At 70.5% G+C, this 20,219-nt stretch carries 16 protein-coding genes; 4 read left to right on the plus strand and 12 right to left on the minus strand.

Annotated elements, in window-relative coordinates; genetic code table 11:
• Nucleotides 1–32: 32 nt before the first annotated feature.
• The 10 genes from guaD to QHF84_RS14580 all read right to left on the minus strand — a co-directional run bounded on the left by guaD (nt 33) and on the right by QHF84_RS14580 (nt 13,689).
• Complete coding sequence (gene guaD / locus QHF84_RS14535) at nt 33–1,277, minus strand: guanine deaminase (RefSeq protein ID WP_281313879.1); 1,245 nt, start codon at nt 1,275–1,277, stop codon at nt 33–35.
• Between the two features lie 45 nt (nt 1,278–1,322).
• Nucleotides 1,323–1,919, minus strand: a complete 597-nt coding sequence (locus QHF84_RS14540) for a hypothetical protein (RefSeq protein WP_281313880.1) — start codon at nt 1,917–1,919, stop codon at nt 1,323–1,325.
• Between the two features lie 45 nt (nt 1,920–1,964).
• Nucleotides 1,965–3,065 (minus strand): SUMF1/EgtB/PvdO family nonheme iron enzyme, encoded by a 1,101-nt coding sequence (locus QHF84_RS14545; protein ID WP_281313881.1) that lies wholly within the window; start codon nt 3,063–3,065, stop codon nt 1,965–1,967.
• Between the two features lie 19 nt (nt 3,066–3,084).
• The gene (locus tag QHF84_RS14550; protein ID WP_281313882.1) at nt 3,085–5,214 is read right to left on the minus strand and encodes a sulfatase-like hydrolase/transferase; all 2,130 of its coding nucleotides are present in this window, start codon (nt 5,212–5,214) and stop codon (nt 3,085–3,087) included.
• A gap of 103 nt (nt 5,215–5,317) precedes the next feature.
• On the minus strand, nt 5,318–6,577 hold the full coding sequence (locus tag QHF84_RS14555) for a hypothetical protein (RefSeq protein WP_281313883.1): 1,260 nt from the start codon (nt 6,575–6,577) through the stop codon (nt 5,318–5,320).
• A 60-nt stretch (nt 6,578–6,637) separates the two neighbouring features.
• Entirely contained in the window at nt 6,638–7,243 is a 606-nt protein-coding gene (locus tag QHF84_RS14560; protein ID WP_281313884.1) for a hypothetical protein, read from the minus strand.
• On the minus strand, nt 7,240–8,202 hold the full coding sequence (locus tag QHF84_RS14565) for a hypothetical protein (protein WP_281313885.1): 963 nt from the start codon (nt 8,200–8,202) through the stop codon (nt 7,240–7,242). The genes QHF84_RS14560 and QHF84_RS14565 overlap by 4 nt, the downstream gene beginning before the upstream one ends.
• A gap of 206 nt (nt 8,203–8,408) precedes the next feature.
• Nucleotides 8,409–9,938 carry a serine/threonine-protein kinase gene (locus tag QHF84_RS14570; protein ID WP_281313886.1) on the minus strand — a complete coding sequence of 510 codons (1,530 nt, stop codon included), beginning with the start codon at nt 9,936–9,938 and terminating at the stop codon, nt 8,409–8,411.
• A gap of 129 nt (nt 9,939–10,067) precedes the next feature.
• Nucleotides 10,068–12,599, minus strand: a complete 2,532-nt coding sequence (locus tag QHF84_RS14575; RefSeq protein WP_281313887.1) for a HEAT repeat domain-containing protein — start codon at nt 12,597–12,599, stop codon at nt 10,068–10,070.
• A gap of 46 nt (nt 12,600–12,645) precedes the next feature.
• Nucleotides 12,646–13,689 (minus strand): hypothetical protein, encoded by a 1,044-nt coding sequence (locus QHF84_RS14580; RefSeq protein ID WP_281313888.1) that lies wholly within the window; start codon nt 13,687–13,689, stop codon nt 12,646–12,648.
• A gap of 72 nt (nt 13,690–13,761) precedes the next feature.
• On the opposite strand from QHF84_RS14580, the gene QHF84_RS14585 reads away from it, so the two are divergent.
• Entirely contained in the window at nt 13,762–14,670 is a 909-nt protein-coding gene (locus QHF84_RS14585) for a hypothetical protein (protein ID WP_281313889.1), read from the plus strand.
• Here the strand turns inward: QHF84_RS14585 and QHF84_RS14590 are convergent.
• Entirely contained in the window at nt 14,667–15,581 is a 915-nt protein-coding gene (locus QHF84_RS14590; protein WP_281313890.1) for an ROK family protein, read from the minus strand. The genes QHF84_RS14585 and QHF84_RS14590 overlap by 4 nt on opposite strands.
• 54 nt (nt 15,582–15,635) lie before the next feature.
• Here QHF84_RS14590 and QHF84_RS14595 point away from each other — a divergent pair, with 54 nt between their 5' ends.
• A complete protein-coding gene (locus QHF84_RS14595) occupies nt 15,636–16,922 on the plus strand; it encodes an MFS transporter (RefSeq protein WP_281313891.1) in 1,287 nt (428 codons plus the stop codon).
• Between the two features lie 157 nt (nt 16,923–17,079).
• Here the strand turns inward: QHF84_RS14595 and QHF84_RS14600 are convergent, their stop codons facing one another.
• Nucleotides 17,080–18,048, minus strand: a complete 969-nt coding sequence (locus QHF84_RS14600; RefSeq protein WP_281313892.1) for a phosphoribosylaminoimidazolesuccinocarboxamide synthase — start codon at nt 18,046–18,048, stop codon at nt 17,080–17,082.
• A gap of 81 nt (nt 18,049–18,129) precedes the next feature.
• Here QHF84_RS14600 and mdh point away from each other — a divergent pair, with 81 nt between their 5' ends.
• Together mdh and QHF84_RS14610 are read left to right on the plus strand one after the other, a co-directional pair.
• Nucleotides 18,130–19,077, plus strand: coding sequence for a malate dehydrogenase (gene mdh / locus QHF84_RS14605; protein WP_281313893.1), 948 nt, complete (start codon nt 18,130–18,132; stop codon nt 19,075–19,077).
• The gene (locus tag QHF84_RS14610; protein ID WP_281313894.1) at nt 19,074–20,207 is read left to right on the plus strand and encodes a DegT/DnrJ/EryC1/StrS family aminotransferase; all 1,134 of its coding nucleotides are present in this window, start codon (nt 19,074–19,076) and stop codon (nt 20,205–20,207) included. The genes mdh and QHF84_RS14610 overlap by 4 nt, the downstream gene beginning before the upstream one ends.
• The last annotated feature ends 12 nt before the right edge of the window (nt 20,208–20,219 follow it).

Below are 20,219 nucleotides of genomic sequence, written 5' to 3' on the forward strand. Positions count from 1 at the left end.
TTTTTCCAGCGATTACATTCTAGAAGCGTCGCTCACCCACCCACGACACGCCGGCCCCGCACGTACGTCTCCCGCACGGGCGTCGTGTCGCTGCTGAACACGATCCGCGAGAGCACGTCGCTTTGCTCCTGCACGTAGGCCGGGAGCTCGATCACGCAGAAGTCCGCGTCCTTGCCCGCCTCCAGGCTGCCCGTCTCGCGCGCGAGCCCGAGCGCCTCCGCGCCGCCGAGCGTGCCGAGTCGGAAGAGGTCCTCGGGGGTGATCGGATCGCCGATGCACGTCGCATTGTCGTACGTGGAGGACATGATGCGCCGCAGGTCGAAGGTGCGGCCCGCGGCGACGTCCGTGCCGAGGGCGACGGGGATCGATCGGGCAGCCGCCTCGGCGAGGCGCATGCGGCCGCTGCCGAGGAAGAAGTTCGAATCGGGGCAATGCGCGATGCGCGCGCCGCGGTCGCGGACACGATCCCATTCGTCCGGCGAGAGGTGAATGGCGTGCGCGAGGAGCGTGCGCTCGCCGAGCAGGCCGGTGCGGTCGTAGATGTCGAGGTAATCGGTGGCGAACGGGTGCACGGCGAGCGCCGCCCGGCACTCGTCGGGGTTCTCGGAGACGTGCGTCTGGACGAACAGGCCGTGATCCCGGGCGAGCCGGCCGGCGCCTTCGAGCAAGGCGCGCGAGCAGGTGGGCGCGAAGCGCGGGGTGAGGACGAAGGAGAGGCGGCCGCGATCGTGGCCGTGGTAGGCGCGGACGAGCTCGGCGCAGGCGGCGAGCGCGTGATCCGCATCGACGCGGAGGGGCTCGGGGCAATGCTGATCCATGAGGGTCAGGCCCGCGAAGGCGCGATGGCCGCTCCGCGCGAGGGCCTCGAAGAGGACACGCGTGGCCCGAGGATCCGAGCTCGAATAAAGGACGGCCGTGGTGGTGCCGGCCGCAGCGAGGCGCTGCGTGAGCTCGGCGGCGACGGCGGAGGCGTGGCGCTCGTCGAGGAAGCGCGCTTCCTCGGGGAAGACGGTGCGTTCGAGCCACGGCAAGAGCGGGCCCGTGGCGCTGCCGATGACGCGCGTCTGCGGATAATGCAGGTGCGCGTCGACGAACCCGGGCACGAGGAGGAAAGGACGAACGTCGCGCACGAGGGCGCCGTTCGGCGCGCCCGACCAAGGTTCGACGGCCTCGATGCGGCCGTCTTCGCCGATCACGAGGACGCCGTCGTCGAGGAACCGGAGGCCATCACCGCCCGAACACGGGGTCATGACCCTGCCGCGAAATGCCCGCTTCATGCGCACCCCCCTCTCGCGCCGCGCGTCATGGAAAACCGAGGATCATCAACGAATCGCAAGCTGGCTCCTCTGCGTCCATCCCATGAGCACACCGTCGGCGCCGGTTTGCAAGACGAGGACCCACTCGCCCTGCTCGCGGACGACGAAGACCGAATCCCCGACGTTCACCTCACCCGTCGGATCAGCGTCCTCCGAGGCCGAGAGGCGCAAGGTCGCCTTGCGGCGCACGACGGCAGGTCGCATGCGGCCGCGCGGCGCCCCCTCGTCGGGCTCCGCGGAATCCGAAGGCCGAGCCGAGGCGCGTGGTCCATCACGGAAAGGGTCGAAGCGCGGGCCGAGGAGCGGCTCGCTGCCATGCTCGTCGTCGTCCTCGTCGTCCTCGGCGAGCCCAGCCCCGATCGGGTGCGGATCGGCCGCGGGTCCTCCGAGGGGCGAGCGGAAAGAGCCCGAAGGGCCGAACGGCGCGAGGCCGGTGGCGCGAAGGAGCGCAGGCGTCGCGGAGACGGCGACGAAGCAAGCGGTCGCGACGAGGAGGAGCGTGGTGAGCGTGTCGATCCAGCGCCCCGGGCGCGACGCGGAGCCCTGTCCCTCGGGAGCACGGCCTTCGGGCGAAGGAGGCGGGGGCGCGGAGGAAGTCGTCACGAGGTCGAGGATAGGGCAGAGCGGGCGGCGCGGCAGGTCCCGCGGCTACTTGAGCTCCCGCGGCAGGGGCGCGACCGCAGGATCGGCATTGAAGCTCTTCGCCTCGAGGGTGGTCCCGACGGCGGCGCAGCAGCGGAAGCCCTGCTGGTAGAACGTGTGGTTCTCGTCATGCGAGCGCGTGGAGGGCCGGCAGCGCGTGCGCACCGGGCCCCAGTAGCCGCCCTTCAGGATGGAGGCGTGGGCCTCCCAGCTCCGGACGTTCTTGGTCCACTCGTCGACGTTGCCCGTCATGTCGTAGATGCCGAACGGGCTCTTGCAGCGCGGGCGCGAGCCCGAAGGGACGCCCTGCCAGAGGCGGTCGAGCTCGTTCATGGCAGCGAGGCCGTCGCGAGGCTGCATGGCGCGCTCGTTGTAGGGGCGCCACTTGTTGTCGATGACGCACGCCTCGGTGTCGCGCACGTAGCCGTACGGATAGGGCTGCGCCTCCTCGCCCTCGCAGGCGAACGTCCACTCGTTCTCGTCACAGAGGCGCTTGCCCTGCTCGGCGCAGAGCTCGGTCGCCTCGTGGAAGTTCACCATGATGACCGGATAGTCACCCTTGCGGTTCGGGTACTCGAAGCGATCCATGCAGAAGTGCATGGGCTTCGTGGGCAGCTCCTTCGAGAGCGCGAGCCACTGGTCCCGGTCGAACTCGGCGCAGCGCTCGGGGTAGTCGCGGTTGATCCACTTCGTGCAGGTCTTCTTCTGCAGCTCCTCGACCGATTTGCCGTCGTAGGCGGCCGTGGCCGAGGGGTCGACCTTCATCGTGCCCTTCACCTCGACCATGCCGCCCGGACAGGCGCCGCGGTTCGCCTCGAGCATGTCCGTGGTCTCGGTCGGCTCGGAGGACGACGCGATGATCTGCCAGTGCTTGCCCCCGACGAGGCGCCACTCGTGGGTGGGCTTGCGCGGGACGACGCCGCGGATCGCGCCGAGCGCGAGCGAGAGCGGCAGATCCTGCTTCGCGGCGAACTTGACGATGCCCACGGCGGAAGCGACGACGCAGGCGAGCACGCTCGCGCCGACGACGGCATGAACCGTGCGTGATCCGCGTGGGGTCGGCTCCGGGGCAGGGGCAGGCGGCGGGGACGAGGTTTCTGCGGGCATGACGGTTCGACGCGCCTCGCTAGGGTGATGGTGCAATCTCGGCGGCGAGCTTCACGAGCCGGGCCACATCGTCCGGACGGTCTTCCGAGAGGTCTTTCGTCTCGCGCGGGTCGGCCCCGAGATCGAAGAGGAAGTTGCGGTTCTGCTTCTTGCGCTCGATCACCATGAGCTTGAGCGGCCAATCGATCAAGGCGACCCGCTTCGAGGCATACGCGAGCACGGGAGGATGACGCGGCGCGGTCGGTTCGAGGCGCGCATGCGGCAGGAGCGAGACGCCCGAGACGCCGTCGAGCGGCGCGCTCGCGAGGGCGAGCACCGTGGGAGCGACATCGAGCGTGCTGACCGCGCCGTCGCCGTATCGTCCCGGACGTCCGCCGGGCAGGGCGACGACGAGGGGCACGCGGATCATCTCTTCGTAAAGCGACGAGCCGTGCCCCTTGTCGCCGTGTTCGCCGAAGCCCTCGCCATGGGAGCCGTGGACGATCCACGCGACGCGGGAGGCGCGGCTCCACTTCGACACGAACGCCGCGATCTGCCCGATCTGCTTGTCGACGAAGGCAATTTCGCCGTCGTAGAGGCCCGGTTGGCCGCGGCCGAAGCGCAGGCCCGCGTGCTCGAGGTAACGCTCGTGCGCGTCGAAGAGGTGGATCCAGAGGAAGATCGGCGCGTCCTTCTTGCCGAGGTCCTCGAGGACGGAGAGGGCCGCGCGCGTGGCGAGGGCGCCCGTGACGCTGCGCTCGGGGTGCTCCTCGCGGTAGACGGGCTCGAACCGATCGAAGCCCTGCGCGAAGCCACGATCCTCGCTGAGCCACGTGAACGAGACGACCGCGGCCGTCGCATAACCGGCTCGCTTCATGCGCTCGGCGACAGTGTCGATCTCGTCCGCGAGCGTGGGCCACTCGCGCCGATTGTGCGGGGTCTGCGAGAGGGGTTTGCCCGAGACGAGCGGCGCGAGGGCGCGCTGCGTGTCGCTGCCCGTGGCATACGCGTGCTCGAAGACGACGCCACGTGCGGCGAGCTCTTCGAGGTGCGGCGTGGTCTTCTGGTCGTAACCGTACGCGCTCGTATGATCGGCGCGCACAGTGTCGAGCGTGATGAGCAGGATGTCCGGGCGCGAAGGATCGAGGGCCTTGCCCGCAGGCTCGGGCGCGGACGGGGCCGGCGCAGGCGTGCCCGATGACGGAGGCGGCGCGGAGCCGGGCGCGGCTGCCGGGGCTTTCGCCGGCGCCTCGGGGCGCGGCGTGTCGGCGCCGCTGCAGTCCTGATCGATGCCGTCGCCGGGCACGTCCTCGGCGCCGGGGTGGCGCCGCGGATCCCCTTCGTCGCAATCGCCGCCGCCGAAATGCGCGCCCATGCCGTCGCCGTCGCGATCGGTCCAGCGCTCGAGGGCCGAGACCATCATCGCCGCGAGGCCCCCGCCCGCCTGCACCGCACGACCGAGCGGCGGCGACGATTCGAGCCGCGCCGAGGCCGCGATCATGAGCACCGCCGCGAAGGGAACACCCAACGCGGAGGCGAGCTTGAGGAGTTTGTCACTGAGCTCGATCGAGGCGACGAGCGCGGTCGCGAGGACGGCGATCGCGAGGTCGACGAGCGCCGCGCCGACGGACGAGGCGCCCGCGCCGCCCGACGCGCGATGGAGCCATGCCGCGACGACGAGCAGCGGCAGGACCGAGACGACAGCGCCGCCCGCCGCGACGTGGAGCGGGCGAACGCCGCGCGCGACGAGCCCCTGGCCGATCTCGACCATGCGGCGCGCGACGAGCGCGCAGGCGACCACGACGAACGCGCCTAGCACGCCGAACGTCGCGCCGCCGAGGCCGCGATGATGCGTGAGGGCCTTGAGCAGGCCCGCGAGGACCGCGAGCGCTGGAAGCGCGAGGCCGATCCAGAGCGCGATCCCGAGCGCCGCCGTGGGCCCGGCGCCCGCGCCGAGCACGCCCCGGAGGCCACGCCCCGCGGCGCGCAGGAGCACGATGGAGAGCGTGACGAGGGGCAAGAGCGCCGCCGTACCCACGAGCAAGCCGTCGAGGAGCGCCCCGCCCGCGCCGCTCGTCCGGAGCGCGGTGGGCACGGCCGAAAAAGCCGCGACCGCGAGCGCGAGCACGCACGCCTCCCCGAGGCGCATCGTCCAGCCGGTCTTCGTCATGCGAGGCGGAGGTGGGTGCGGAAAGGGCCCATGACGGCGAGGGCGTAGCACCAGGCCACGGAGCCGAAAAGACGAAAGCGGCGCGGCCCGAGACGGGAAAAACTCAGGGCCCCGCGGGGCACGAAAGACCACACACGGCGGCGACTTGCCCGACGCAGTTGTCGTCCCAGGTATCGCAGCAGCAATAGGGGTCGTTGGCGCAGATCGCCTCGATGCACTGGATCTCGACCGCGCTCTCGTTGCAGCTCGTCGGGCTCAGGGCTTCGCCCGCCTGGCAGATGCCGTGGTTGCAGCCGGCGTTCTTGCAGCAGGACCCCGCCCTGCAGATGCCCGCGCAGCAGTCGGTGGCCTTCGAGCAGAAGCTGCCCTCCTGCCTGCACTGCCCGCACTGGCCGTTGATACACGAGCCGCTGCAGCAGGTGTAGCTCTCGTAGCACCCCTCGCCGTCGTTCGCGCATTGGCACGTGCCCTGGCAGTTGAGGGTGCAGCACTCGTCGTCGAAGTCGCACTGCTGGCCGGTCTCGGTGCACGCCGAGGGCTCGACGCAGCGCTCGATGCCGGGCTTGCAGAAGAGGTCGCCGCAGCACGGATCGGGTCCCGTGGGCGAGCAAGGCGCGGAGAGCGGCAAGCAGCCCGCGCTGCCGCAGATCCCGAGCGTCTCGTCGCAGCCGGCAGCGTTGCAGCAGTCCGCGTCCGCGAGGCAAGGCTCGTCGTCCGGCGTGCACTTGGGCTGCGTGCACGTGCCCTCGGTGCAGAGGCCCGAGCAACAGTCGACGTCGCCCATGCAGTTGAAGCCGTCGGGCAAGCAGGTGTCCTCGCTGCACACGCCCGAGGCGAGGCAGACGCCGCTGCAACATTCGAAGCTCTCGGCGCAGGGCTCTCCGGGCGCGACGCACGGGGTGCCGCCGCAGCTCGGCGGATCGCCTTCACATTTGCCGGTGCAGCAGTCGACGTCGGACTTGCACGACGAGCCGGTCGTCACGCAGCAGCTCTGCCGGCTGCAGACGGCGGATCCGCCCGAGAAGCCGCAGCACTGCTCGTTCGTCGTGCAGCTCTGCCGGGCGCTCCGGCAGATCGGGGGCACGTCGAGGCAACGGCGCGCGCTCTTGCAATCCGCGAGGCAATTGGAGAGCCCATCGAGGAAGAGCGCCTTGCCCTCAGCGGTCGCCACCGCGAGCTGCGAGCTCACGTGGCCCTCGCACTTGGCGAAGCCCGCGTCGCCGTAACAACGCTCGAGCAGATCGCAGAGCGCCTCGGGCGCGGAGGCGTAGCCGTCGAGGTCGAGGACGCCGAGGCAACTCGCGGCGCCGAAGGAGAAGAGCGCCGCGAGGAGGATGCCGAGCACGCGGCGAGGCCGGATCATGGCGCTTCGAGAGGGCGAAGGTTCGTGACGCGACGCTCCGGCATGCACGTTCGAGTCCCCCTAGGGTTTGTCACCGAAGCACGCGTCGAGCGTCGGCTTGCAGCTCTGCTCGAGGCACGAGTGACACGTGTCCTGCGGATCGGCCGTGAGCAGCTCGATGTTCTGGCAGAAGCCGGTGCAGTCGTCGGTGCACAAGGAGCACGCGCAGTCACGAAGCTCCTTGAGCCGCCCCCGGCCGAACGCGCAGTCGTAGGTCGTGCCGTCGCCCTGCACGGTGGCGATCTCGAAGCACGTGCGGCACGTCTGGCAGGTGTCCGACGTCGAGCACATGAGCACCGAGTCGTTCCACGGACAGCACTCGCACCCGGACTTCTCGCCTTTGCAGCCGGGGATCGCGGCGTAACACTCGGCCGCGTGCTCGCAGATCGTGCCGCACTGCTTCTTCTGGAACGTGTCGAGGAAGGCCGTGCGCTCCGCCTCCGACGCGGCCGAGATGCGCGCCTGCGCGCGCGTCGCGCACGCTTCGACGAGCTCGAAGCCGGGGCACGTGCAGAGCGCCGCGGCGGCGTCCTGGTAGCCCTCGAGATCGAGCACGGTCGCGCACCCGCCGGCGAGGCCAAACGCGACGATGAGCGCGGCGATCCTCGTGCCGAGGGGTCGCTTCACAACGCGCCCCCCACGACGAGCCCGCCGCCGTTCGGCCCGGCCCACGGGGCCACCCACATCGGGCGCGGAACGACGACGCCCGTCGCGGGGCGAGGCGACGGTGCCGCCGGGGGCGCCGTGAGGAGGAGCGTCACGCCGACGGCCGCAGCGACGATGCCGCCGAGGCCGATCCACTGACCGGCTTCGGCGAACGCCTGCGCCGAGGAGATCGCAGCGAGACCGTCGGGCGTGCAGAACTTGTCCACGCAGGCCGACCTGTCGCTCGCGGCGCCACGCTTGGCGAGCGCCACGCCCTCGAGCGCGCCCGCGGCGATGAGCCCCGCGGCGCCGAACCCGCCGACGACGAACCCCGCGAGGCGCTGCTTGCTCGATCCCGGCGGAGGCGGAGGCGGCGGCGGGACGACCTTCACCTCGCGCGGCTTCGCCTTGTCGAGCGCCTCGATGTCGAGCGTGATCTCGGTGCGGTCGCCTTCCTTCGTGATGCGGACGCGCTCTTCCTTGAGCTTCATGCCGTCGTCACGCAGGACGAGTAGGTCGTGCTCGGCCGGATCCGCGGGCAGCTCCACGCCGAAGACCGCGGGCGCGAGCTTGACCTGATCCCAGAGGATGTCGACGCCCGGGACCTCGTTCTGGACGTTGATGACGACCTTCGGCAGCTTCGGGAAGAGCGCGTCGCGGCGGCTGCGGGCGAAGTCGGCGCGTTTGTCCCCGTCGCGCAGCGCCTTCTCCATGGCCTCGCCCCACGTCGACCACGCCGTCGCGGTGCGGCCGAGCTTCTCGTAACAGTCGGCGAGGTTGAGCAGCGTGCCGAGCGTCGGGTCGAGCTTGTAGCTCGCGTCGAACTTCGGACACGCTTCGGCGAAGTTCTTCTCGCTCATGAGCTTCTTCGCCGCCTGGAACAAGGCGTCGGCGGCGGCCGGATCGTTCGCCCGCGCGACGGGCGAAGCGAGCACGAGCACGAGGCCGAGGGCGACGGCCGAGCCCCCGCGCAGAGCGGCACCGCGCGCTCGTGACGCGCGTGGCGTTGTCCGACCAGGCAGAGGGCCCTGCATGCGAGAGTGTTCCATCCGAGAAGACCGCCCCCAAAGGAGCAGCATCGTTCGCACTTCAGCGTACCCTATACCCCAGCTCCCCGGGGAAGCCGAAGAAACGGCAGGGGGGTGCTTCAGTGCCGGCCCGACAGCGGATCGAACGTCTTGTTGTTGCGCGGCCCCACGGTGCCCTTGTACGGATAGGTCGTCGTCGTGGAGGGGTGGGAAAACGGCGGCTTTGCGGTCGTCGTGGGCGCCGCGTCCCCCACACCCGCGTCCGCGATCTGCGTGTTCGCCGACGAAGGCGAAGGCGTCGGGTTCATGACGGTGTGCTGCGTGTCGTTCATCGGCACGACCGTGGGCGGGTACGCGGACGCGTTCGTCCTCACGTCGGGCGACGCGGGCCGCATGTTCGGATCGTCCACGCTCACGGATGGAGGACGCAGGAACCAGAGCACCGCGCCCCCGAGCGACGCGCCGACGAGCAGCGCGACGGCCGCGGCGCGGAGCACCCTGCTCTTCCGGGACGGCGCGGTGCCGAGCTTCATGCCGGTGAGCGTCAGCGGGCCTGCGGAGCTCTTGCGTTGCGTCTCCTGCGGCGTGAGGGTCGGCGGCGGCCCGGGATCGGTCGGCGGAGGCTCACCGAGCAGGGTGAGCTGCGAGGCGCTGAGCGTCGTGGCCGCGGCGGACGCGGGCGGCGTGAGGAGCTTCGAGTCGATGATGAAGCGGCCGGTGATCCGATCCGGCCCGCTCCCCGGGCCGGGAAACGTCTCGATCACGCCGAGCGACTTCGCGAGCGCGGTGACCGCCTCGCCCGCCGAGGCGTAGCGCTTCTTCACGTCGCGCGCGCAGCACACGGCGAACCAGTCGTCGTAGTCGTGGCCGAAGGGCGCGCCGTGCTCGCTCGGCACGGGCATGGGCTCGTACGCGATCTGCGCGATCAGGTGGGTGATCGTCTCGGCCGTCCAGATGTCGCGGCCCGTGAGGAGGCGGTGCGCGATGAGCCCGAGGGCCCAGACATCCGTTTGACCACAAATCTTCGACGACTCGCCCTTCGCCTGCTCGGGCGACATGAAGAGCGGCGTTCCGAAGATCTGGCCCGTCGTGGTCGCGGCCGCGCGGACGAGCTCGCGCGAGGCCTCGCCCGTGAGCTTGGCGATGCCGAAGTCGAGGATCTTGATGCACGGCGTGCCGTCCTCGCGCGTCGTGAGAAACAGGTTCTCGGGCTTGAGATCGCGGTGGACGATGCCGAGGGCGTGGGCCTTGTCGAGCGCGCGCGCCGCCTGGCGGAGGTAGAGGACCACGTCGGTCGGCGGCAGCGGCCCGAGGCGCTCGATCCGCTGATCGAGGTCCTCGCCGCGCAGGTACTCCATCACGAGGAAGGGCGCGCCGTTCAGGTTCGCCGCGATGTCCGCGTCGGTCACGCGGACCACGTGATCGCTGTTGATCCGCGCCGGCGTGCGCGCCTCGCGGCGGAAGCGCTCGAGCGCCACGGCGTCCGAGATCACGGCCGAGTGCAGGATCTTGAGGGCGAGCTGTTCGTCCGTGTGGACGTGCTCGACGAGGAACACCGAGCCCATGCCGCCGCGCCCGAGCTGACGCACGACGCGGTACCGATCGGCGATCACGGTGCCGGGCTTGATGTTCTCGGCGGGGTTACTCACTTGGGCCTTGGTTCCTCCGCTCCCTGCCTCCCCTGAAATTACACGGATCGAACGGTCGCCGCTACCGCGCGGTGCGTGGCCAGCGGCGGGGCCTCCGTCCCGGGCTTAGGACACCTGAAAAAGCAGCGATCACTTGCACTTGGACGTTGCTTCGAGGGCCGCCCGCGCGAGTTCGCGCACGTTGCGCGGGACCTTCGGATCGAGCAGCGGCGCGAGCCTCGCGCGGAGATCCTGCGGTTTTATGTCCCCGAGCGCTGCGATCGCCGCCGCGCCGAGGGTGCGCTCCCTTTCGCTCATGGCGAACGGTGTGCTTCGCGCGAGCTTCGTCCACGTGTCCACCTGCGAACGATCACACATCGCCGCGAGCGCGAGGATCGCCCGCGTGCGCACCTCGGCCTGCTCCTCGTCGTTCCCGGCGAGCTCGCGGATCGGGCCGAGGTAGGCCGTCGCCTGGTGCGCGCCGAGGCCGTCGAGCGCGCGGCCGCGGACCTCCGGCGAGGCGTCGCCGAGCGCCGCCGCGAGCGCCGCGTCCCCCGCCTTCGTGCTCGGCATCTCGCCGAGGCTCCGCGCCGCGTTCGTCCGTACGAACGTGAACGGATCCTGCGCGAGGCGTTTGCCCAGCGCGGTCACGATCGTCGCGGGCGGCGCCTCGTCGGTTCGGCCACGCGTGCCGAGCGAAAGGATCGCGGCGTCGCGCACGCGCACCTCGGGATCCTCGGCCGCTTCGAGGAGCAGGGGCAGGAGCTGCGGCGCGCGGTAGGCGACCTCGGCGGCGCGCAGACGCACGTGCCGATCGGGATCCTTGCGCAACGCGGTCACGAGGAACGCCTCGGCGTGCTTGTCTCCGGCGCGCGCGAGATCGGCCGCGGGGCCGAGCAGGAGGTAACGCGTCCGGAACGGAGCGCCTTCCGTCGCGAGCGAGGCGAACGCATCTCGCGCGCCCGGCACGAGATCGATGCGCGACCCGAGCGCCCGGAGCAGATCGATCCGCACGACCTCGCTGCGCCCCGCGAACCTCTCCTTTTCGAGCTCCGCGCCGAGCGCCGCGACCGCGCGATCACTCTTCGCCGCATGCGCGAGCGAGCCGCGGAGCTCACGCCGGAGCGCGTCGTCCTGGGTCGCGAGCGCGTCGACGAGGACGGGGATCGACTCGGCGGGCGCGATGAGCGAGAGCTCGGCCGCGGCCTCGATCCGGACCTTGCCTTCGCCCTTCACCACGAGCTCGGCGAGCGAGGCCGCGGACGCGCGCCCGCAGCGGCGCAAGCGATCACGCGCATGCACGAGCACCGGCTCCTCGGGGGCGCGCTTCGGGCCCTTTTTTTCGAGCTCGGCTTGCATCACGCGTGTCCAGAACGGCGCCTGGTCGGCGCACGGGGCCGCGTCGATCACGCCCTCGGCGAGCTTCTTGCCGGCGTCGTCGAGCTTGTCGTACCCCTGGATCGTCGCCTTCACCGCGGCGCTCCCGCCTCGCGCGAGCAGCGCCGCCGCGCCCTTCGATCGCTCGCTCCCGCCCGCGAGCGCGCCCACGAGCGCCTCGGGCGAGCTCTCGTCGAACGCGGTGCGCGCCGTGATCTCGGCGATCGTCACGCGCGCGTCCGCCGCGCTCTCTGGCGCGTACGCCGCATCGAGCACGAGCGACAGGCATGTGGACGCGATCGGCTCGGGGAGCTTCACCTCGTACCGCGCGCCTGCCTTCTTGAAGGCGTCCTCCGGGAAGCTCACCTCGTAGAGTTTTTCCGGTGTGGCGAGGTAGATCGTCTTCGGCGCGGCGCCTTGGGGCACGTCGGCCTTGGGCGGGCGCACGACGATGTCGAGCGACGTGATCGGCACCTCGCTCGCCGACGAGAACGTCACGAACTCCCCGCGCCCCGGCCCCGTCTTCGCCTCGGACCACGTCGTCTCCGGATCCCCGTCCGTGAGCGTCGCGAACGCTTTTCCGACCGCGCTCGACGCCGTCCGCGCCACGAGCACCGGCACGAGCGGCCGCGGTTTGTCGCCCGAAACCAGGGTCGCCGCGAGCTTCGTCGCCTCGGCGCGCTCCTTGCCGGAGAGGCTCTGCACGCTCGCGCCGCGCTTCAGCGTCATCGTCTGCGGATCGACCTCGCGCGCCGAGACGAGCGCGGGCCTGCCGCACACCGTGACGTCGTCGCGCTGCTCGCCCACCACGATCCGCACGCCTTTCTCCAGCGGCTCCTCGACCAGCACGGTCGCGCGCTCCTCGCCGTGTTCGCCCTTCGCGAGGCCCGTGAAGCCGGTCCAGAGCGTGATCGGCGCGTCGCCTTTGCCCGCGAGCGGCGCCGCGAGCAGCGCCACGAAGCTCGCGCCGCCCGTGCCTCCGCCGGCGACGACACGCACGACCTGCCTTCCGCCCACGAGCGTCCTCGTTTCGAGCTTCGCGCCCTTCGCGACGAGATCGAGCGCCCCCGCGGGAAGCTCGATCGTCGTGCCCGACTCGGCGTTGCAGTCGGATTCCTTCGCGCAGACGCGCGCGACGATGCCTGCCTTCGACGCGCGCACGGCGAGCGCCTGCTGGCCGGCGACGGCCGGAGCGACGATCGAATCCTTGGAGCTCGTCGAATCGGGCGCGGCCTCGGACGTCGCGAGGACGAACGTGCCGGTGGCGAGGGTGGCGAGGGCGGGGAGCGCAGTGCGGAGCCGCATGGCCCGCATCCTTGCCGTGATGGGGCCAGCGCTGCAACGGCCGAGGTTATTTCGGCACTTCGCTCGACGGGATCCAGAAGCCTCCGTCGTCCGGCGGGACGATCCCGAGGTGCTTCGGCAGGACGTTCGTCCAGCCCGCGACGGTCTCGAGCACGTAGACCTCGGCGTCCGCCTCGATCACGCCGATCGGCTTCGCCTTGTCGTCGCGCTTCGCGCGGATCGGGATCTCCTTCGTGGTACGCACGAGCGGCGGGGGCTTGTCGAACGTGAGCTGCGCGCCGGCGATCTGCGTCGTGGGCGGCACGTACTGGTCCATCATTTCGCCCTTCTTCAGAGGCTCGAGATCACGCAGGCGCGCCCACGCGTCGATGGTGAGATCGCTGCGCGACATCACGTGCACGAAGCCGAGCTTCATCTCCGTGCTCCAGAAGAGCTGCCCCGCGCCCTCCATCATGTCGAGCGAGAGGACCACGTCGCCGTTCGGCTTGTCGAAGAGCTCGACCTTCTGCTTTTTCGTCATGTACCCGCGGCCGTTGCCCGGGACCTCGAACGGCGTCACCGTGCCCTTCGCGAGCGCGAACGCGTCACACGGCGCCGTCGCGCGTACGGTCTGGTTCAGCGTGCCGCCGACCGGGATCTCCACGGTGAGCGAGTTCTGGCTGGCCTTGACGAGCTTCACCTTCTGCGCGCTCGCGATCCAGACATGGCCGCCGTAGACCGAGATGTCGCGCGTCGTGAAGAGCGAGATGTCCGCGGGCGCGGCGTACCCTTCGAGCCGCAACGCGCCGCTGCCCGCCGAGGTCACGAGCCGCGCTCGACCCGCCGCGGGGTCGAACGGGATCTCGCTGAGCGTCATCGGGATGTACGCGCCGGTCAGCGTGGCGATGAGGTTGCCGCCGCTCGGCGCGTCGAAGAGCTTGGTGTTCTTGGAGGGAGGGTAGGTGCCTTTGATCGAGCAGGTGGGCGCCGTGACCGTGGGTTCCGCCGAAGCCTGCGCCTCGTCCGCGTGAGCCGCGGGCGCGCCGCCGAGCCCGGCGAGGAGCCAGAGACCGACGAGAGCCCCGCCGCATGCTAAGAATCCGCGCTTCATGTCCGTCTCCCCAGAGCGAGTTTATCCAAGTCGGATGCAGGGAATGACACGAAGGACGCAACCGAGCGAAGGATGATGCAATCCGTCGAGCTTTCGTTCGCTTCCCCACGGAAGCTGCCCAAACCCAAGGATCTCCGCGGAAATGTGGTGGTCCTGGACATCGCCTTCGCCTCGGAGGCGGGGGGCAAGAGCTTCGAAACGGTGACGTTGCCCTTCATCGAGGCGCTCGGATCGCGGCTCCGTGCCTGGGTCGATCACCACGACAGCTTGCACCACGCGCGTTATGCCGAGGACGCTCGATTCGTGCTCTCCACGAAGGCCGAGCACGGCGCCTGTCCGGAGATGATCACGCCCGAGATCGTCGCGCGCGCCGGCCGCATCGACACGCTCGTCTGCCACGTGGATTTCGACGGCCTGGCGAGCGGCGCCAAGTGGCTGCGCGGCGGCGAGGAGCCGTATCCGGGCTGCGACGCGGACGCGCGGGCGATCGACACGCGGATCGGCACGCCGGGCCCGATCGCACAGCGCATCGATCGGGCGCTCCGCGCGCGGCCGCGGGATCACGCGCTTTTCGGGCTCATCGTGCGGCACCTCTCGACGGGGCTCTCGGATACCTCGCTCTGGCAGCCGATCGACGCCGCCGGCGCGGAGCTCGCGCCGCTCGAAGCCGAGTCGCGAAGGCTCGCGAAGGCGTTCGAACGGATCGAGCCGAGCATCGTGCTCGTCGACGCGACGACGCGGAGAGGTCCCTACGATAAGACTCTTCTGCTGCTCGTGGGTCAGGAGCGAGCGAGCGTGTCGGCCGTGATCGACGGGGACAACGTCACGTTCGCGGCCGCGTTCGACAGCGGCATCAATTTCCTGGAGAAGTTCGGGATCTCCGGCGGCATGCCGACCGTCGTGTCGATCCACCGATCGAAGCTCGCCTCCGCGCTCGAAGCGCTCGGCGTCAAGCCCACGGAAGCGTCGCGCTTCGCCTAGATCGCAAGGAGCGCCGCGCCGATCACGCCCGCGCTGTCGCCGAGCGCGTTCTTCAGGATCGGCGTGCGGAGCTCGTCGTTGAAGACGAGCGCGGCCACGCGATCACGGCCCTCGTCGTAGAGAAGGTTCAGGTTCGAAAGACCGCCGCCGAGCACGATCGCGGTCGGGTCGACGATGTCGATCACGTTGGCGAGGCCGCGGGCGAACGCGTCCAGGAAACCGTCGATCGCGGCCGCGGCATGAGGATCTTCGGCGCGGCGCGCGGCGATCTCGGAGGCCGAGAGCGAGCGGCCCGCGCGGCGCGCGAAGTCCGCCTCGACGGCGGGTCCGCTCGCGAAAAGCTCCAGGCAGCCGCGATGCCCGCAGTAACAGACGGGCCCGCGGTCGGGGAACACGGCGTGGTGGCCCCACTCGCCGGCGATGCCGTGTTCGCCCGGCCAAACCTGCCCGCGGAGGACGAGGGCGCCGCCGACGCCGGTCCCGAGGATCACGCCGAAGACGACGCCGCCCACGTGCGCCGAGGCCGCGCCGAGCCGCGCCTCGGCGAGCGCGAAGCAGTTCGCGTCGTTGTCGAAGGCGATGGATCGATCGAGCAGGCGCTCGAGATCCGTGCGGAAAGGGCGGCCGTTGAGGCAGGTCGTGTTCGAGTTTTTCACGAGGCCCGCCCGCGTCACGCCGCCCGGCATGCCCACGCCGAGCGGGATCGTCTTCGCGTCGAGGCCCGCCTCCGAGGCGACGTCGCGCACGAGCGTCGCGACCGCATCGAGGATGCCCTCGTAACCACGCTCGCGCGGCGTGGGGATGCGGCGGCGGAGATCCACGGACGGCGCCTCTTTCTCCGCCCCGCGGAGCACGACGGCCTCGATCTTCGTGCCGCCCAGATCGACCCCGATCGCGATCGGCTGGCGCATGTCGAGGGTGTACTCGCGAGGGCGCGCCGCGTCCATGAGAGCACCCGAGGATGCGTGATCCGTGCGAGGATCCTGCCGCCCGTGACGAACGCACCGAGCTACTTCGCCTCCCCTGCCCTCTCGCGGGTTCATGCCTGGGCCCTCGCCTTGACCGCGACGTTGACGATGGCCGTCAGCTACGTCGATCGTCAGGCCCTCGCCGCGCTCGCGCCCGCCGTCTCGAAGGTCTTCGATCTCTCGGACACACAGTACGGATGGCTCGTCTCGGCCTTCTCGGTCGCTTACCTCGTGGGCGCGCCGTTCGCGGGCTGGCTCATCGATCACCTCGGCGCGCGCCGAGGCCTGCTCGGCGCCGTGGTCGCGTGGTCGTTCGTCGCCGCCGCGCACGCGCTCGCGCCGAGCTTCACGGGCCTGCTCGTTTTGCGCGTCGCGCTCGGCCTCACCGAATCGCCTTCGTTTCCGGGCGCCGCGCAGACCATCCAGCGCGTGCTCCCGGCGGCCGATCGCGCGCGCGGCTTCGGTTTCCTGTTCACGGGCAGCTCGCTCGGTGCCATCGTCGCGCCGCAGCTCGCGCCGTTCCTGGAGAAGAACTGGGGCCTGCGGATCGCGTTCCTCGGCACGGCGCTCGTGGGGCTCGCGTGGGTGCCGCTCTGGATCCTGCTCGCGTGGCGGAGCCCGGCGCGCGAGGTGCTCGACGCCGAACACGCGCCTTCTGCGAATCGCCCGCATGCACGGTCGGTCATGACGCACCCCGCGGTGCTGCGCGCGGCGCTCGCGATCATGGCGTCGGCGCCGGCGACCGGTTTCCTGCTCAATTGGAGCTCCAAGTATCTCGCCGCCGGGCACGGCATCCCACAGGCGAAGGTGGGCCCCTACCTCATCATCCCGCTCGTCCTCTACGACGCCGGGGCGATCCTCTTTGGTCACTTCGCCAGCGTGCGAGGCCGAGCGCGCGTGGGCGGCGCGCCGGATCGTCCGCTCTTCGCGATCGGGATCGCGCTCCACGTCATGCTCGCGCTGACGGCGTTCGGGCGCACGCCGGTCGAGTCGATGGTGCTCGGCGGGCTCGGCTTGGCCGGCGGCGGCGGGGTCTTCGCCATGCTCACCGCGGACATGCTCACGCGTGTACCGCCCTCGATCGCCTCCGCGGCGAGCGGCGTCTGCGCAGCCGCGCAGTCGATCGCGCTCATCGTCGCGAGCCCGGCCCTCGGCCGGCTCATCGACATCACGGGCGGCTACACGATCCCGTTCCTCGCGGTCGGCGCCTGGGTCCTCCCAGGCTGCGTCGCGTGGCTCCTCTGGTCCCCGCCCCCGCCGCACGAGGAGCGCTCGAACGCCTAGAACATGGATCGGTTTGACAACCGCTCGATGTTCCAGGCTTCTTTTGTCCCGAGGGGGACGCCTCGCGTCCCCCTCTCGGCCAGGCGGAGCCCGGCCGATTCACCCCCCGAGGCGAGCTCGCTTCGCGATCTCGCAGAGCGCCGAACTGTTCGGCGCTCTAGCCCGCGATCTTCAAGTTCCGCCGGATCCGCACGTGCGGATCCTCGAGGTCCGGCACGAACGCCTGCCCCGTGATCGTCTCGAACGCCTCGATGTAACGCCGCGCCGCCTCGACGCGCACTTCGTCCGGGATCGTAGGAATCGGCCCATCGCCCGTGAAGCCCGTGCCCGCGAGCCAGCGGCGCACGTACTCCTTGTCGAACGACTCCGGCTCCTCGCCCCGCGCGCGGCGCTCGTCGTACGTCCGGGCAAACCAGAAGCGGGACGAGTCCGGCGTGTGGATCTCGTCGATCACCACGATCCGCCCGTCCTTCGTCTTGCCGAGCTCGTACTTCGTGTCGACCAGGATGAGCCCGCGCTCCTCGCAGCGCTTCTGCCCGAACGCGAAGAGCGCCATCACCATCTCGGCCGCCTCGTCGAAGTCCCGCGCGCTGATCACGCCCTCGGCGAGGATCTCCTCGCGCGACGCCGACACGTCGTGCCCGCCCTTCGGCGCCTTCGTGCTCGGCGTCAGGATCGGCGCGGGCAAGCGGTCGTTCTTGTGCAGCCCGTCCGGCAAGCGGTGGCCGCAGAAAACGCGCTCGCCGCGGGCGTAGTGGGTCCAGATGCTCGTCGAGGTCACGCCCGTGACGTACGCGCGCACGACCATCTCCACGGGCAGCGGCGTGCACTCGACGGCCTCGACCACGTTCGGATCGGGCACGGAGATCACGTGGTTCGGCGCGATGTGCTTGGTCGCCTCGAACCAGTGCGCCGCGAGCAGGTTCAGGACCTGCCCCTTCAGCGGCAACGTGCCGAGGACGCGGTCGAACGCGCTGATGCGGTCCGTGGCCACGAGGAAGCGCCGTCCATCGCCCGTGGTGTAATTGTCCCGGACTTTCCCCTCGTATTTCGCGCCGAGCGCCCCGAAATCCGTGTGGTCGAGGGTCGTCCGGAGCGCTCTCTTGAGGGTGTCTTCGGGAACCATGGCGCCCGGACCTTAGCGCAAGATTTGCGCGGCGCAGCAAGCCGGTTCTTTTCAGCTCGTCGGGGTGCTAAAGGGCCGCGCATGAGCACTCGGAAGAAGATCGCACTCATCGGGGCCGGCAACATCGGCGGCGAGCTCGCGGCGCTCTGCGCCCGCAAGGAGCTCGGCGACATCGTCCTCTTCGACATCCCGGCGAAGACCGACTTCGCCAAGGGCAAGGCCCTCGATCTCGAGCAGAACTCGAGCGTCATCGGCTACGACGCGAAGATCACCGGCACGAGCGACTGGAAGGACTGCGCCGGCGCCGACGTCGTGATCGTCACCGCGGGCATCCCGCGCAAGCCCGGCCAGAGCCGCGACGACCTCGTCGCGACGAACCTGCCCATCATCCGCAGCGTCGCGGCGGGCGTGAAGGAGCACTGTCCGGACGCGTTCGTGATCGTCATCTCGAACCCGCTCGACGCGATGGTCTACGAGCTCAAGCGCGCCACGGGCCTGCCCCGCGAGCGCGTCGTCGGCATGGCCGGCGTGCTCGACAGCGCGCGCTTCCAGCTCTTCCTCGCGCGCGAGGCCAACGTCAGCATCAAGGACGTCCGCGCCATGGTGCTCGGCGGCCACGGCGACGACATGGTCCCCGTGCTCAGCGCGACCACGATCAACGGCGTCGCCGCGACCGAGCTCATCTCGCGCGAGAAGCTCGACGCGATCATCGCCCGCACGCGCACGGGCGGCGGCGAGATCGTCAAGCTCATGGGCACGAGCGCCTACTACGCGCCGGCTTCGGCCGCGGTCGCGATGGCCGAGGCGTTCCTCCTCGACCAGAAGCGCCTCCTGCCGAGCGCCGTCTACCTCGACGGCGAGTACGGCTACAAGGACCTCTTCATGGGCGTGCCCGTCATCATCGGCGGCCGCGGCGTCGAGAAGATCCTCGAGATCAAGCTGACGGACGACGAGAAGGCGATGCTCGCGAAGAGCGCGAAGAGCGTGCAGGGCATCACCGACGTCGTGAAGAACACGCCGGCCACGTGAACGTCCCCAGGCGGGACACCAAGGTCCCGCTCCTCGATTTGCGCGCGCTCCATCGCGCGATCCGCGAAGAGATCGATCAGGCCATCGCCCGCGTCGTCGAGGCGCAGGCGTTCGTCCTCGGAGAAGAGGTTCGCCTCTTCGAAGAGGCGATCGCCACGCGCCTCGGCGCCGCGCACGCGATCGGCGTGGCCTCGGGCAGCGACGCGCTCCTGCTCTCGCTCATCGCTTCGGGTGTGGGCCCGGGCGACGAGGTCGTGACCACGCCGTTCACGTTCTTCGCGACCGCCGGCGCGATCGCGCGGCTCGGCGCGCGTCCCGTGTTCGTCGACATCGAGCCCGACTCTTGGAACCTCGATCCGACGCGCGTGCTCGCGGCGCTCGGCCCGCGCACGCGCGCGATCGTGCCCGTGCACCTCTACGGCCGCGTCGCGCGGATGGAAGCCTGGCTCGACGAGGCGCGCGCGCGTGGCGTCGCCGTCGTCGAGGACGCGGCGCAGGCGATCGACGCGCGGCGGGGCGGGCGCGCGGCCGGCACGATCGGCACGTTCGGCTGCCTCTCGTTTTTCCCGAGCAAGAACCTCGGGGCGTTCGGCGACGGCGGGCTCGTCCTGACGAACGACCCCGAAAAAGCCGTCCGGGTCCGCCGCCTCCGCACGCACGGCGGCGAGAAGATGTACCGGCACGACGAGGTCGGCATGAACAGCCGCCTCGACGCGATCCAGGCCGCGGTTTTACGCGCCAAACTGCCCTACCTCGAAGGCTGGACCGAGGCGCGACGCGCCATCGCGGATCGATATCGTGCCCTCTTCGCCGAAGCGGGCCTCTCCGCATTCGTCCGCCCCGCCGAGGACGATCCCGAGGGCCGCCACGTCTACCACCAATTCACGATTCGCGCCGTTCGTCGCGACGAGCTCCGCGCCTTCCTCGAATCCGCCGGGATCGGCACCGCCGTCTACTACCCGGTCCCGCTGCACCTCCAGCCTTGTTTCGCGCACCTCGGCCACCACGCGGGTGATTTCCCGGAGACCGAGCGCGCCTGCCGCGAGGTGCTCTCGCTGCCCATTTCGCCGACGTTGACGGCGGAGCAGCAAGAGCTCGTGGTGGATCGCATTCGCGCATTCTATTTTTGATCACGTTTCCGT

Source organism: Polyangium sp. y55x31 (genome assembly GCF_029946505.1).
GTDB lineage: Bacteria > Myxococcota_A > Polyangia > Polyangiales > Polyangiaceae > Polyangium.

What these genes read in the sequence shown, in the direction of transcription:
- guaD (WP_281313879.1), bottom strand. Translation starts at nt 1,277, where the DNA reads ATGAAGCGGGCATTTCGCGGCAGGGTCATGACCCCGTGTTCGGGCGGT.
- QHF84_RS14545 (WP_281313881.1), bottom strand. Translation starts at nt 3,065, where the DNA reads ATGCCCGCAGAAACCTCGTCCCCGCCGCCTGCCCCTGCCCCGGAGCCG.
- QHF84_RS14550 (WP_281313882.1), bottom strand. Translation starts at nt 5,214, where the DNA reads ATGACGAAGACCGGCTGGACGATGCGCCTCGGGGAGGCGTGCGTGCTC.
- QHF84_RS14555 (WP_281313883.1), bottom strand. Translation starts at nt 6,577, where the DNA reads ATGATCCGGCCTCGCCGCGTGCTCGGCATCCTCCTCGCGGCGCTCTTC.
- QHF84_RS14575 (WP_281313887.1), bottom strand. Translation starts at nt 12,599, where the DNA reads ATGCGGCTCCGCACTGCGCTCCCCGCCCTCGCCACCCTCGCCACCGGC.
- QHF84_RS14580 (WP_281313888.1), bottom strand. Translation starts at nt 13,689, where the DNA reads ATGAAGCGCGGATTCTTAGCATGCGGCGGGGCTCTCGTCGGTCTCTGG.
- QHF84_RS14585 (WP_281313889.1), top strand. Translation starts at nt 13,762, where the DNA reads ATGATGCAATCCGTCGAGCTTTCGTTCGCTTCCCCACGGAAGCTGCCC.
- QHF84_RS14590 (WP_281313890.1), bottom strand. Translation starts at nt 15,581, where the DNA reads ATGCGCCAGCCGATCGCGATCGGGGTCGATCTGGGCGGCACGAAGATC.
- QHF84_RS14600 (WP_281313892.1), bottom strand. Translation starts at nt 18,048, where the DNA reads ATGGTTCCCGAAGACACCCTCAAGAGAGCGCTCCGGACGACCCTCGAC.
- mdh (WP_281313893.1), top strand. Translation starts at nt 18,130, where the DNA reads ATGAGCACTCGGAAGAAGATCGCACTCATCGGGGCCGGCAACATCGGC.